At 57.2% G+C, this 13,452-nt stretch carries 11 protein-coding genes; 9 read left to right on the top strand and 2 right to left on the bottom strand.

Annotation, left to right across the window (positions count from 1 at the left end):
* Positions 1-87: 87 nt before the first annotated feature.
* Together SFLMC1_RS03610 and SFLMC1_RS03605 are read left to right on the top strand one after the other, a co-directional pair.
* Positions 88-1,464 carry an alpha-amylase family glycosyl hydrolase gene (locus tag SFLMC1_RS03610; RefSeq protein WP_152073451.1) on the top strand — a complete coding sequence of 459 codons (1,377 nt, stop codon included), beginning with the start codon at positions 88-90 and terminating at the stop codon, positions 1,462-1,464.
* Between the two features lie 3 nt (positions 1,465-1,467).
* Positions 1,468-2,028, top strand: a complete 561-nt coding sequence (locus SFLMC1_RS03605) for a uracil-DNA glycosylase family protein (RefSeq protein ID WP_152073452.1) — start codon at positions 1,468-1,470, stop codon at positions 2,026-2,028.
* Positions 2,029-2,321: 293 nt separating this feature from the next.
* Here SFLMC1_RS03605 and SFLMC1_RS03600 read toward each other — a convergent pair whose 3' ends face one another.
* The gene (locus SFLMC1_RS03600) at positions 2,322-3,335 is read right to left on the bottom strand and encodes an AraC family transcriptional regulator (protein WP_152073453.1); all 1,014 of its coding nucleotides are present in this window, start codon (positions 3,333-3,335) and stop codon (positions 2,322-2,324) included.
* Between the two features lie 377 nt (positions 3,336-3,712).
* On the opposite strand from SFLMC1_RS03600, the gene SFLMC1_RS03595 reads away from it, so the two are divergent.
* From SFLMC1_RS03595 to uxaC, 6 genes are all read left to right on the top strand, one after another.
* Positions 3,713-5,131: a PTS transporter subunit EIIC gene (locus SFLMC1_RS03595; RefSeq protein WP_152073454.1), complete on the top strand. Its 1,419-nt coding sequence runs from the start codon at positions 3,713-3,715 to the stop codon at positions 5,129-5,131.
* Between the two features lie 105 nt (positions 5,132-5,236).
* The gene (gene uidA / locus SFLMC1_RS03590) at positions 5,237-7,081 is read left to right on the top strand and encodes a beta-glucuronidase (RefSeq protein WP_152073455.1); all 1,845 of its coding nucleotides are present in this window, start codon (positions 5,237-5,239) and stop codon (positions 7,079-7,081) included.
* An 8-nt stretch (positions 7,082-7,089) separates the two neighbouring features.
* Positions 7,090-8,703, top strand: a complete 1,614-nt coding sequence (locus SFLMC1_RS03585; RefSeq protein ID WP_152073456.1) for a mannitol dehydrogenase family protein — start codon at positions 7,090-7,092, stop codon at positions 8,701-8,703.
* 12 nt (positions 8,704-8,715) lie between these two features.
* Positions 8,716-9,228 (top strand): mannonate dehydratase, encoded by a 513-nt coding sequence (locus tag SFLMC1_RS11240; RefSeq protein WP_261981422.1) that lies wholly within the window; start codon positions 8,716-8,718, stop codon positions 9,226-9,228.
* A complete protein-coding gene (locus SFLMC1_RS11235) occupies positions 9,221-9,820 on the top strand; it encodes a mannonate dehydratase (protein ID WP_261981421.1) in 600 nt (199 codons plus the stop codon). The genes SFLMC1_RS11240 and SFLMC1_RS11235 overlap by 8 nt, the downstream gene beginning before the upstream one ends.
* Positions 9,821-9,888: 68 nt before the next feature.
* Positions 9,889-11,304 carry a glucuronate isomerase gene (gene uxaC, locus SFLMC1_RS03575; protein ID WP_152073457.1) on the top strand — a complete coding sequence of 472 codons (1,416 nt, stop codon included), beginning with the start codon at positions 9,889-9,891 and terminating at the stop codon, positions 11,302-11,304.
* A 153-nt stretch (positions 11,305-11,457) separates the two neighbouring features.
* Here uxaC and SFLMC1_RS03570 read toward each other — a convergent pair whose 3' ends face one another.
* A complete protein-coding gene (locus SFLMC1_RS03570; RefSeq protein WP_152073458.1) occupies positions 11,458-12,096 on the bottom strand; it encodes a hypothetical protein in 639 nt (212 codons plus the stop codon).
* 93 nt (positions 12,097-12,189) lie between these two features.
* On the opposite strand from SFLMC1_RS03570, the gene SFLMC1_RS03565 reads away from it, so the two are divergent.
* A complete protein-coding gene (locus SFLMC1_RS03565; protein ID WP_152073459.1) occupies positions 12,190-13,326 on the top strand; it encodes a pyridoxal phosphate-dependent aminotransferase in 1,137 nt (378 codons plus the stop codon).
* Positions 13,327-13,452: the final 126 nt, after the last annotated feature.

The raw sequence follows: 13,452 nt of genomic DNA, 5'->3' as shown, positions 1-13,452 counted from the left end.
GGGTAGCTAAAATAGCCCCGTCCCAAATTGGCTACCCTGCTGGGCATACAATGGATATCGTTGTGTTGAGCTTACCGGGAGGTTGCTATGTGGGCATACGAGACGACGTTCTATCAGATCTATCCGCTGGGCTTTTGCGGAGCTCCGTGCGAAAACGCCGCCCCCGTTACCGAGGATGAGCTCACCCAGGCCGCCGATGCCACAGCTAGCCCCGATGTCCCCATCATGAAAATCGCCCAATGGGCCGACTACCTGCAAGAGCTCGGCATCGGTGCTGTGCTCATTAACCCGCCGCTCGAGTCTGATGGCCACGGTTACGACACACGCAGTCTGCGCCACATCGACCGCCGCCTGGGTGGGGACGCCGACTTTGCCGCCGTGTGCGAGACGCTGCACGCCCACGGCATCCGCGTGGTGCTCGACGCCGTCTTCAACCATGTGGGCCGCGGCTTTTGGGCCTTCCGCGATGTGCAAGAGCGCAAGTGGGACTCGCCCTACAAGGACTGGTTCCACATTAGCTTTGACGGCGATTCCTGCTATGGCGACGGCTTTTGGTACGAGGGCTGGGAGGGCCATTTTGAGCTCGTGAAGCTCAACCTGCAAAATCCCGCCGTGGTTGATTACCTGCTCGAGTCCGTGCGCCGTTGGGCCGATGTCTTTGGCATTGACGGTCTGCGCTTGGACGTCGCCTATATGCTCGATCGCGATTTTATGCGCTGCCTGCATACTTTTACCCGTGGGCTCAAGCCCGACTTTGTGCTGATTGGTGAGACGCTCCACGGCGACTACAACCAGATCGTCAACGACGAGATGCTTGACTCCTGCACCAACTACGAGTGCTACAAGGGCCTGTATTCCAGCTTTAACTCGGTCAACATGTTCGAGATCGCCCATTCGCTGCATCGCCAGTTTGGCGGTGACCCGTGGTGCATTTATCGCGGCAAGCATCTGCTGTCGTTTGTCGACAACCACGATGTGCCGCGCCTGGCAAGCATCCTCACCGACAAGTCCTGCCTGCGTCCCGCTTATGGCATGCTGTTTGGCATGCCGGGTATCCCATGTGTCTATTATGGCAGCGAGTGGGGGATTGCCGGCGAAAAGGGCGGCCCTGATGGCGATTGGGCGCTGCGGCCTGCGCTCGATGAGCCTGCGCCTAACGAGCTGACGGCCTTCATCAAGCAGCTCGCGCACCTGCGTTCGACAGACGGTGCGGCGGCACGCGCTCTCAACTACGGCGCGTACCGCAACGTGGTGATTCAGAACAAGCAGCTGCTGTTCGAGCGCGCCTGCGACGACGCGACAGTGTTCGTGGCAGTCAATGCCGTGAACGAGCCCTATACCTTTGGAGCCGGCGAACTCAACGGCTCCTTCGTCGACCTGCTTGCCGACGATGCGCCCACGGTCGAGCTGACGGGTACTCTTGAGCTTGCGCCCTACGAGGTGCGCTATCTGTTGAGGGCCTAGGCCATGGCTGCATCCGACGAGGGCTATCAACATATTGAGCATGGGTTTGAGCCTGTGTTTGACGAGCGCTCGCGCATTTTGGTGCTGGGGTCGTTTCCCTCGGTGCTCTCGCGTGCCAATGCCTTCTACTATGGCAATCCGCAGAACCGCTTTTGGCGCGTGATGGCCGCGTGCCTCGGTGTGCCCGTGCCGCCCAACGAGGGCGACCCTTTGGCAGGCAGTGAGCCTGCGACGCTCGACGCCTCGATTGCCGCCAAGCGATCCATGCTGCTGAACGGCGGCGTGGCCCTGTGGGATGTGATCGAGAGCTGCGACATCAAGGGCTCGAGTGACGCCAGCATCAAAAACGTTGTGCCGGCGCGCATCGAGCTCATCACGAGCAACGCGTCCATTGAGCAAGTGATATGCAACGGCGGTACGGCGGGGCGCCTCTACAAGCGCTATCTGCAGGAGCGGACGGGCCTGCCCGCTGTCGTATTGCCGTCAACAAGTCCCGCTAACGCGGCATGGCGCCTGGAGCGCCTTGTTGAGCGCTGGGGTAGCGCCACGACCTGGACCCTCTGACTTCCTCCCATGGGGATGGGCTCGTTTCGCGAGATTTTTTCTTTCCCGGGGCAGGTTCGAGGTTCGATTTTATTGCGGTGAGAACGGGGGGCGAGACGCGCCCCCGGCCTTTTTGTGCGTAATGGTTTCCGGTTGATAGTTGCGTACGTTGCCAACGTCAAATTGCCCTATCGGACGGTTGAAGATGCCATTTTCTACGAACCAAGGCTACACAGAGTTTTGCAATTGTATATCGAGATTAAGCAATGGCGGAATTAGTTAAATTGCAATTCACCTTCGGGACTCGATTTGCTCTATGTTGCAAGCTGTCTTGTCAGATTTGTCTCTCGGGATATGCCGAGAGCCGTCCGATAGTCAGCTGGCGTCAGCCCCGTGTCTTCTTTGAACTTGCGATAGAAGAATGACATGTTGTCGTATCCGACCTGCTTTCCTATTGCCGTCACGGCAAGGTCGGTATTTGCGAGCAGCGCCTTGGCAATGGAGATTCTTTGCCTCTGTTGTAACTTGTTGAAGCTGTCTCCCGTTTCGCGCTTGAGCATGCGTGAGAGGCTGTCGGGCGCCATGCCAAAATGTTCTGCGGCTCCTTTAAGGGTGCAGCATGAATATTCTTTTTCTATATATGTGAGTACTTCGAGTGCGGGATTTTGCCCGTGTGACGCGTTGGTGATGTCGCTTTCGTAGACGTTGGCAAGCTCGGCCACGATGGTTCCAAAAAGAGCTTGAAGCATGTTCTTACTGTACCGGCTCGGCTCCATCCACTCACAGAGAAATTCCTTCATAAAAAGCGATAGCCGCCGGCTTTGATCGGAATGGAATAGAACGTAGCCGTCATGTGCGCGGCCCTTTGAAATGGAATTGGCAAAAAACGATCCCACGATGCTTCCGCATTCGAGCTGAGAGAAGAAACTCGGAGTCATACCGCCCTTACTGAACTTGATAACGATCAAGATGTCGTTTTCGCCCAAGGGAAGCGTCGTGTGCACGGTGTCTGAGTCCACGATGAGCATCTGTCCCCGTTTGAGTGTGAAGGTTGAGCCGTTAACGATTTCGGTCGCAGAGCCGTCATACATATAAGCAAGTTCAATTTCATCTTGGCGATGCAGGGGATATTTCCTAAAACGCGAGTGACGCTTGATGAAGAAGCCCGCAACTACATGCTGGGGCGCAACTGCAGCAGAACGGGGGATGCCATCTGCCTCCTCAACCGATGAGTACGGTGTTACCTGGTTGGGGTCTATGCCCCGCTTGTAGAGCTTCTCGTGTGCGCTGAGCTGCCTCAGCTGGGCATCCAACTGCTCTGGTGTCATTGCCTGCCTTTCTCTCAACGGCTTTCGATGGTATTCATCATAGTGTCGGAAATGGATATATCAATCAAAGGATGTGGTTATACCGTTTATCCGAATGTAACTACCGTCTGCCGATGAGCAGGCAAAACTAAAGGTGCGTTACTCAGCTCATTTCAGTCGAATATAGGGGATTACCTGCGGAAATAAAAATAATTATAAACAGTCTGATTCGGTCAATCTTCAACATGTTTTGGTTATGTTGCATCAGTTTCTGAGCTGTTAGTTTTAAGTCAATGTCCAAGGGGGACATGAGGCCTCATAACAGCGTGGAGTTCTTGCACCCGGACCGGTCATAGGGCGCCGTGCAAACCACCAACGATATTCCGAAGGGAGCATTCATGGCTAAAAAAGACTATCCGGCGATTGCGTCGTCAGTTGTCGAGCTTGTAGGCGGCAAAGACAACATTTCTTCTGTCAAGCACTGCATTACCCGCCTGCGCTTTGTGCTTAAGGACCAGGACAAGGCCAAGACTGACGATATCAAGGCCGTTTCGGGCGTCGTGGACGTTGTTATCGGCAACGGTCAGTATCAGGTTGTTATCGGCCCCGACGTTGAGGATGCATTTGACGAGGTCATCAAGCTGCTCGGCGCCGGCTTTGATGGCGGCGCGGTTGCCGCCGAGTCTGAGGACGAGGGTAAAAAGGGCAGCATTGTTGAGCGTGCTGCCGACCTGGTTTCGAGCATCTTCATGCCTTGCCTGGGCGGCATGGCGGGTGTCGGTTTGCTGCGCGCTCTGCTGGTCGTCTTTACCAACACTGGTCTCATGAGCGCGGACTCCGGTGCGTATCAGATCCTGTACGCGGCTTCCGATGCCTTTATGTATTTCCTGCCGCTCGCGCTTGCCATCACGGCGGCCGATCGCTTCAAGACCAATAAGTTTACGGCGTTTGCCGTAGTCGGTGCGCTCGTGTATCCCGCGATTACCAAGGCCTATTCGGACGGCGCGGCGCTCGACTTCTTCGGTCTGCCGGTCAACCTTATGAACTATGGTCAGTCCGTGCTGCCGGCGCTCCTCACCGTCTGGGTGCTCTCCAAGCTTGAGCATGTGGTGAGCAAGTTCATGCCTAAGTCGCTGCGTTTTATGCTTGTGCCCACCATCTGCGTCGCCGTCATGGTCCCTGTCGAGCTTATCGCGATCGGCCCGGTCTCCATGGTCATCGGTAACGTCTTTGCCGACGCCTTCATGGTTGTCTACAACCTGGCACCGCAGGTCGCTGCCTTTATCTACGGCTGTCTGTATCCCTGTCTGATCATCTTTGGTGCCCACTGGGCGCTCGTTCCCATCGCCATGAACAACTATGCCGTGCTCGGCTATGACTGGCTCATGCCGCTCGGTTTTGGCTGCACGTACGCTATTGCTGGCGCCACCCTGGGCGTCATGCTCAAGACCAAATTCAAGCCCCTCAAGGAGCTCGCTGGCACCAATGCCGTCGTTGCCGTCTTTGCCGGCATTACCGAGCCCGCCATCTACGGTGTTCTTCTCAAGTACAAGCGTCCGTTTGTGTGCGCCTGCCTCTCTGCCGGTGTTGGCGGCGTGATTATCTCCATCGCTGGATTCCAACGTCTGGCCCAGGTTGGTCTCAACCTCTTTACCATCCCGGCCCTGGCTATGTTCCCTGGCGGCTGGAGTGTCCCGGTCTGCGTCGTGTTGAGCTTTGTCCTCTCCGTTGCGCTCACGTACTTCTTTGGCTTTAACGACAAGATGCTGTCCGAAGCCGATAAGAAGGCCCAGCAGGCCGAACTTGATGCGGCGTAGCCGACGCGCCCCAAACGATCGGTAGGTAGGCGGCGCGGGCCGCGGTGCAGGGGCGCCGCGGCCGGTCGCCTCTTTCTGTTTTCCAATCAACCGAAAGGATGATCCATGCCATTCGATTCGCTCTACCCGCGCACCACGGTAACCCGCCGTATCCAGGTACTCGACGGTACGTGGGATTTTGCCTTTGACCGCGAAAAGGTGGGCGAGGAACTGGACTGGCCTGCTAAGGGCCTTGTTGATGCTGTCGACATGCCGGTTCCGGCGAGCTTTGCCGATATCTTCACCGATAAGGAGAGCCGCGAGTTCTGCGGTGACGTGTGGTATGCACGTCGCATTTTTGTTCCGGGCGAGTGGCACGACGGCAATGTCGATATACGCTTTGACGCCGCCACGCATCGAGCGACGGTCTACCTCAATGGCACGGAGCTGGCGGAGCACGAGGGCGGGTTTACGCCGTTTTGCGCCCATGCCAACGATGCCGTGCGCTGGAACGACTGGAACCTGCTCGTTGTCAAGGTTAACAACGAGTTGAGTCATGAATCGCTGCCCCTCGGCCGCGTCAAAGAGCTGCGTGATGGCACGCGCATCAACCAGCCTTACTTTGATTTCTTCAACTATTCCGGTCTTCAGCGCAGCGTGCGCATGGTCTATACCCCGGCTGAGCGCATCGAGGACATGACCGTGGTGACCGAGTCGGTTATCGATGGTACGGCATACGTGCACTACGAGGTTACTACCAATGGGTCGCACGAGGTTGAGCTGACGGTCGCCGATGAAGACGGGAACGTGGTCGCACAAAAGCGCGGCACTTCTGGCGGCATTGAGATCGAAGACGCGCATCTTTGGAATCTGCGCGCTGCCTACCTCTACACCTTTACGGTGCGAATTGTGGACGGCGACAAAGTTGTCGACGAATACTATGAGCAGATTGGCTTGCGTACGGTTTCGATCGATGGCCGCGATTTTCTGCTTAATGGACATCCCGTCTATCTCAAAGGCTTTGGTCGCCACGAGGATAGCCCGATTCACGGCAGAGGGTTTGACCCCGTGGTTGCCCGCCGCGACTTTGAGCTCATGAAGTGGATGGGCTGCAATTCCTTCCGCACGAGCCATTACCCGTATGCGGAGGAAGAGCTTCAAGAGGCAGATCGCGAGGGCTTCCTGGTGATCGATGAGGTCGCGGCCGTAGGCTTTTTGGTTTCGACGCAGAATTTCGACGATGCCACCAAGACTTCTGTTTCTAAGACGCTCTTTGATCTTCCCGGCATCGAGAAAACGCTTGAGGTCCATAAACAGGCAGTACGCGAGCTTATCGAGCGCGATAAGAACCATGCGTGCGTTTGCGCTTGGAGTCTTTTCAACGAGCCGGATTTCTCGACCGAGGGGAGCCTTCCGTACGCGACGGAGATTTTCGACCTTGCTCGCAAGCTTGACCCGCAGAAGCGTCCTCGTTCCTACACCAATGTCACGCGTTGTCGTGCCGGTATCGACAAGTGCACGCACTTGGCCGACTTTATGATGCTCAACCGTTATGACGGCTGGTACGTGTCTCCCGGCCCCGAGATCGAGGATGCACGCGAGATTCTGATCGAGGAGATGCATAAGTGGGAGAAGCTTGAGCCCAACAAGCCGTTCTTCTTTACCGAGTACGGATGCGACACCATGGCCGGCGTTCACAAGCTGCCGAGCGTGATGTGGAGCGAGGAGTATCAAGTCGAGTATTTCAAGATGCAGCACGAGATCTTTGACATGTTTGACTGGGTAGTGGGCGAACAACCCTGGAATCTGTGCGACTTCCAGACAGTCGAGGGCAAGATGCGTGTCGACGGCAACAAAAAAGGTGCGTTCACCCGTGACCGTCAGCCCAAGGCCGTGGCGTTTTTGCTGCGTGAGCGTTGGTGCAACAAGGCAGATTACGTGGACGGCTTTGATCCGCGCGCGATGCGATAGGAGAGAGCATGGCAAAGCTATCCGATTGGAAAAACCAGACAGAAGAGCTCCGGCGCATGGGCGTGAAGCTACCCCAATGCGATACTGACACAATCAAGGCTACGGGTTGGGAGCAGCCCAGGTGGATCCATTTTGGCGCCGGCAACCTCTACCGAGCCTTTCATGCCGCAATAGCCCAGGAGCTTGCCGACCAAGGCAAGCTCGACCGCGGCGTCGTGGTGTCAGAGACCTTTAGCCCCTCTACGCTCGTTGAAGTCTTTGCGCCTTACGGGTATAACGGCCTGCAGGTAATCATGAATGCCGATGGGACTCTTGACGAGCGCGTGATCGCCGTCAATGCGGGCGGCGTATTTGCAAACCCTCAGTGTCCTGAGGACTTGGCTCGCGCCGAGCGCTACTTTGAGAGCCCCGAGCTTGAGATGGCAACGTTTACCATCACCGAGAAGGGTTATGGGCTGCGCGATGCGCGCGGCGAATTGTTGCCCCACGTCGCCGCCGAGCTCGAGGCCGGTCCGGAGGGCGCTGCGAGCACGATGGGTATTGTCTGCCGTCTGCTTTGGGCGCGCTACCGCGCCGGTGCAGCGCCGATCGCTATGGTTTCGACCGACAATTTCTCGCAAAACGGGCGGCGGTTTAAGGAGGCAGTGCTCGCGGTTGCGCGTGGTTGGTTCGATTGCGGCCATGTCGACCAAGGCTTTATCGATTACCTCGACGATGAGGCGCGTGTGAGTTTTCCCTGGTCCATGATCGACCGCATCACGCCCAACCCATCACCCGAGACGGCTGCGGCGCTTGCCGAGCAGGGTTGGGAGGACTTGTCGCTCATGCCCACGGACGGTCCTGCGTTTGCTGGCTTTGCCAACACCGAGGCGGCGCACTACCTGGTTATCGAGGACTCCTTCCCCAACGGGCGCCCTGAACTCGAGGCAGCAGGCGTCATCATGTGCGATCGCGAGACAGCTGAGCGGGCCGATACCATGAAGGTTACGGCCTGTCTCAACCCGCTACACACATGCCTTGCGGTCTTCGGATGCCTCATGGGCTATGACCGCATCTGGAAGGAGATGGAGGACTCGCGTCTGGTCGCGCTTGTAAAACATCTAGGCTACGACGAGGACTTGCCCGTAGTGGTCGATCCGGGCGTGATTGACCCACGTGACTTTATCGATGAGCTCGTGGGACAACGCCTTCCTAATCGCAGCCTTCCCGATGCGCCGCAGCGCATTGCAACGGATACATCCCAGAAGGTCGGCATTCGCTTTGGACACACCATCTGCTCCTATCGAGACCGGGGTTTCGATGTCGCAAACCTTACCTATATTCCATTGGCAATCGCCGGATGGCTGCGCTATCTCCTGGGCATCGACGATGCGGGTAACGATTTTGAGCTGAGCCCCGATCCTTTGCTGCCCGAGCTTACCGAATGCGTCAGCTCACTCACTCTGGGCGTGTGCGATGCGTCGGTCATTCATGATGCCGTATCGCCCATCCTTTCCAACGCCGAGATTTTTGGGCTTGATCTTTACGAGGTGGGCTTGGGCCGCAAAGTTGAGCATTTTTTGGCAGAGATGCTCGCTGGCCCGGGCGCTGTTGCCGCAACCATAGATATATATTGCAAGTAAGGAGGCAGAACTATGGAACTCACGTTTCGCTGGTACGGTCCCAAAGAAGAGAAAATCACATTGGAGCAAGTGCGCCAGATTCCGGGTGTGCGCGGCATCGTCGGTACGCTGTTCGACATCCCCGCGGGTGAGGTTTGGCCTCGTGGGCGCATTCACGCGCTTCGCAAGATGATTGAACACAACGGCCTGACGCTTAAAGTGATCGAATCCGTCAACATTCATGACGACATCAAGATCGGCTTGCCCACGCGCGATCAATACATAGAGAACTACAAGGAAACGATTCGCAACCTCGCTGCCGAGGGCGTCAAGGTCATCTGCTATAACTTCATGCCGGTGTTTGACTGGGTCAAGAGTGACTTGGACTACCGCTTGCCCGACGGGTCGTCAACGCTGGCCTTTATCAAGAAGAATATCCCCGATGACCCGCAGGAGATTATCGACACGGTTGCTCACGGTTCCGGCGATTTTACGCTGCCCGGCTGGGAGCCCGAGCGCTTGGCGCAGGTAAAGGGTCTTGTTTGAGGCCTATCGAGATATCGATGAGGATAAGCTACGCGAGAACCTCGTCTACTTCCTCGAGGCTATTATGCCCACCTGCGAGGAATGCGACGTCAAGATGGCTATTCATCCTGATGACCCGCCCTACTCCATGTTTGGCCTTCCGCGAATCATCAAGAACCGCGAGGACCTCGACTGGCTCTGTCGCACTGTCGATACGCCCTATAACGGCATCACGCTCTGCTGCGGTTCGATTGCCGAGGAGCCTGGAAACGATGTCTATTCCATACTTTCCGAGTTTACGCAGCGTGGGCGTATTCACTTTGTGCATATGCGCAATATCAAGTACATCGCGCCCGAGAACTCCGCTAACAAGGATTTCTACGAGGCGCCTCACCCGAGTGAATGCGGCTCGCTCGACATGTATCGCATGATGAAAGCTCTCCATGACAACGGTTTTGAGGGCTACATTCGCCCCGACCACGGTCGCATGATCTGGGATGAAACAGGGCGTCCAGGCTACGGTCTCTATGATCGCGCCTTAGGCATCGCCTACATTAACGGCATGTGGGAAGCGCTTGAGAAGGCTGGTTTTGTCGACAAAGGACAGATATAGTCCACCGCATTTGATTACTTATGGGTACGGAGCTTTGCTCTGTACCCGTTTTTGAAAAGGTATAGATCATGCTTTTAAATGATGACTTTTTACTCGCTACACCATTGGCCCGCAAGCTCTATCACGACCATGCCGAGCACATGCCCATTATCGATTACCATTGCCATTTGGATCCCCAGCAGATTTGCGAGGACAAGCGTTTCGATGACCTCACTCGGCTTTGGATTTGCGATGAGGGGGCGGGTGACCACTACAAGTGGCGTCTCATGCGTGCAAATGGCGTGCCGGAGCGTCTGATCACGGGGGATGGAGAGCCGTATGACAAGTTTCTTGCCTACGTTCATACTATGGAACGCGCATACGGTAATCCACTCTACGAGTGGAGCCATTTGGAACTGAGACGAGCATTTGGGATCGATCTCACAATTTGCGGAAAGAATGCCGCCGAGATTTGGGAGCGCGCAAACGCGAGAATCGCAGAATCCGATTTTTCAGCTCGGGGCCTGATGCGCTTATTTGACGTGCACTGTGTTTGCACTACGGATGATCCCGTGAGTGACCTTTCCTGGCATCGGAAGATGCGCCAGTCTGCAGGTGCTGCTATGGTGCTTCCGACGTTTAGGCCCGACGGCCTGATGGGAATCGATAAGCCAACGTTTTCCGAGTATCTTGAGCAACTATCCAGTGCCGCGGGACTGGAGGTTGCAACTTGGGATGCGATCAAGGAGGCCGCTTCGGGGCGCGTCGGATACTTCCATGCCCAGGGTTGTCGTCTGGCCGATCACGGCATGAACTCCTTTAGGTTTGCTTGGGCGGACGATAGCGGGCTCCAGAGAATCGTTGACAACGCATTGTGCGGAAAGACGTTGTCGCAAGAAGACGTTGATGCGTACCAGACGGCGTTGACGCTTCATCTGATGGGGGAGTATGAACGTCGTGGATGGGCGCTCCAATTGCATATGAATTGCCTGCGTAACGCAAACTCTTCCGGATATATGTCCGTAGGCGCGGATGCGGGATTTGACTCATGCGGTGATCAGGCGGGGTTTGTTTCCGAGCTTGCAAGCTTGCTCGATGCGGCTAATGGGGAAGGAACACTTCCAAAAACCATTCTCTATTCGCTGGACGAGAGCCAATGGATGGGCCTGGCGACGCTGATGCAGTCCTTCCAGGGAGGGTGTCGCCAAAAGCTGCAGTTGGGGTGCGCATGGTGGTTCCACGATGCGTTCGATGGCATCAGGAAGCAACTGAGCGTGTTTGCGCAGGAGAGCCTGCTTGGCAATTTCACTGGCATGTTGACTGATTCGCGTAGCTTTTTGAGCTATCCACGACACGAGTATTTTCGTCGCGTGCTCTGTGGCCTGCTTGCCGAGTGGGCGGAGCAGGGTCGCGTTCCGGATGACGAGGAGTGCCTGGGCAAGTTGGTGGAGGATATCTCTTACAACAATGCGCGCAGCTATTTTGGCTTTGACCTGAATCGCTAGGGGCCATATTGTTGCCTGGCGTGATTTGCTCGACCTGGCTAAAGTCGCCATCGGCAAAGAGGGCGGACTTAACCATCCGGGTACCGCCGCGGGCAATACTATTCTTGTCGCAGAGGTGCTCCTCGATGTTTCCCGAGGAGGATTAACGACTCGCTAACCGCAGTGCCTTGTGGCTAAGCGCCAAAGCCAGGCGGGGATTGCCTGTTTGGCGGTGATGATGCCGTCCGGGTCAAAGTCCGAGATGTCGCCGCCGCCGAGCAGCTGCGCGTGCTCAACCGAGCAGCCCATGCGCACGGCGCCCACCAGCTTATCCATCGCTTCGGAAAACGGCCGACGCAGGAGCCCCATGCGTGGGGAATGACGAAGCGCCGCGATGCCGCTGCCGGTGTAGGCGATAACGCCGCCGCACCACGTTAGCCTGCGGAGTTCGCAAGCTTGGCGTAGACGCTTGATGAGCATGCGTGCCCCTTCGCTGCGCTCATAGGCGGCCCGGACGACAACATAGACGCGCGTTTCCGTGCCCCCAAGGCAATCAAGCGCCTGCCCTACGACGCTCATCGCCTCATCATCAAAGGCATCATCAACAGCGAGCACCATGCCATCGACTACACCGGTGTCATTTGCCTTCAAGTCGACCGGGCGGGGGAGCACGGTGCCGGAAAGCTGTGCATAGGCGGCGATGGCATCCTGCAGGTCCCAGAGCAAAAACTCAAGATCGGCGCTATCGGGAATACTGATATACGCAATGGTCTGCAGCGTTTTGGGCTTATCGCCGCGCGCGGTCGTCTCCATGCCGCCTCCTTTCCGGTTGGTTTCCGTTTAGGTTACACCGTCTGGCGGCGCCTCGCCGCGCTATCCTAGTGCAACCCTTACGAAAGGAACGCTATGCGTCTGCCCATGAATACCTCGCTTGCCACGCTCAAGCCCTCCGGCATCCGTCGGATTAACGCGCTCGCTGCCCAGCACCCAGGTTGCATTGCGCTCGCGCTCGGCGAGCCCGATTTTCCTACACCCGATGTGATTAGCGCCGAGGTGACCGCCGCGCTGGGCCGCGGCGACACGCACTATCCGCCCAACAACGGTCGCCCCGCCCTGCGCGAGGCGCTGTCTGCCTACATGGGGGACGCGGGCCTTACGTTTTCGGCCGACGAGGTCATCCTGACCGACGGCGCGACCGAGGCCCTGTCGGCAGCATTCATGGCTATGCTCAACCCCGGCGACGAGGTCATTATCCCCACGCCGGCCTTTGGCCTGTACGAGAGCATTGTCGTGGCCAATCACGCCAAAGCGGTCTTTTTGGATACGGAGCCTGCGCAATTCCAGATTGACGAAGGTGCTCTTCGTGCTTGCGTGACACCGGCGACCAAGGCTATCGTCATCTGCTCGCCCAACAATCCCACGGGCTGCATCCTCAACGCGGCATCGCTCGACGCCGTGGCGCGCGTGGCAGACCAGGCGGGCATCTACGTGGTCTGCGACGACGTGTACAACCGTCTGGTCTACGTGGATGGCTACGAGCGCTTTGCCCAGCGCCACCCGGAGCTACGCGAACAGACAGTAGTCATCGAGAGCTTCTCCAAACCCTGGGCCATGACCGGCTGGCGCTTGGGCTGGCTTGCGGCCGCAGAGCCCGTCATTGCCGAGATCGCAAAGGCCCATCAATATCTAGTATCGAGCGCCGTTTCCTTCGAGATGGACGCCGCAGCGCGAGCTCTGACCGTCGACCCAACCCCCATGCTCAAAGTCTACCGAGCCCGCCGCGAACGCGTGCTCGCAGCCTTAGACACCATGGGCCTCGACGTAGTGGAACCAGCCGGCGCCTTCTACGCCTTCCCCAGCATCAAACAGTACGGCCTAACAAGCGAAGCCTTCTGCATCAAAGCCATCAAAGAGGCAAACGTAGCCCTAGTCCCGGGCGACTGTTTCGGCACCGAAAGCCACATCCGCCTCAGCTACTGCGTCTCCGACCAAGATCTGGACGAAGGCCTCCGCCGCCTGTCCACCTTCGTTTCGACCTTGTAGTCCTCAGGGATGCAATACATCAGCCCACCGACTTAAGGATTATGAGTGGGGGCGTCAGCCAACGAAAACCTGGGCTGCCCAAAGTCAACGCAGGCACGCGCCGCCGAAGGCCAGGCGCAAGGTTTT

Source organism: Collinsella aerofaciens (assembly GCF_901212495.1).
Taxonomy (GTDB): Bacteria; Actinomycetota; Coriobacteriia; order Coriobacteriales; family Coriobacteriaceae; genus Collinsella; species Collinsella aerofaciens_H.
This window is presented reverse-complemented; position numbering and strand designations above follow the sequence as displayed.

Bases quoted from the DNA above. Each gene is read 5' to 3' on its own strand.
- uxaC (WP_152073457.1), top strand. From the start codon at position 9,889: ATGCTTTTAAATGATGACTTTTTACTCGCTACACCATTGGCCCGCAAG.
- SFLMC1_RS11240 (WP_261981422.1), top strand. From the start codon at position 8,716: ATGGAACTCACGTTTCGCTGGTACGGTCCCAAAGAAGAGAAAATCACA.
- SFLMC1_RS03605 (WP_152073452.1), top strand. From the start codon at position 1,468: ATGGCTGCATCCGACGAGGGCTATCAACATATTGAGCATGGGTTTGAG.
- SFLMC1_RS03610 (WP_152073451.1), top strand. From the start codon at position 88: ATGTGGGCATACGAGACGACGTTCTATCAGATCTATCCGCTGGGCTTT.
- SFLMC1_RS03585 (WP_152073456.1), top strand. From the start codon at position 7,090: ATGGCAAAGCTATCCGATTGGAAAAACCAGACAGAAGAGCTCCGGCGC.
- SFLMC1_RS03570 (WP_152073458.1), bottom strand. From the start codon at position 12,096: ATGGAGACGACCGCGCGCGGCGATAAGCCCAAAACGCTGCAGACCATT.
- SFLMC1_RS03600 (WP_152073453.1), bottom strand. From the start codon at position 3,335: ATGACACCAGAGCAGTTGGATGCCCAGCTGAGGCAGCTCAGCGCACAC.
- SFLMC1_RS03565 (WP_152073459.1), top strand. From the start codon at position 12,190: ATGCGTCTGCCCATGAATACCTCGCTTGCCACGCTCAAGCCCTCCGGC.
- uidA (WP_152073455.1), top strand. From the start codon at position 5,237: ATGCCATTCGATTCGCTCTACCCGCGCACCACGGTAACCCGCCGTATC.
- SFLMC1_RS03595 (WP_152073454.1), top strand. From the start codon at position 3,713: ATGGCTAAAAAAGACTATCCGGCGATTGCGTCGTCAGTTGTCGAGCTT.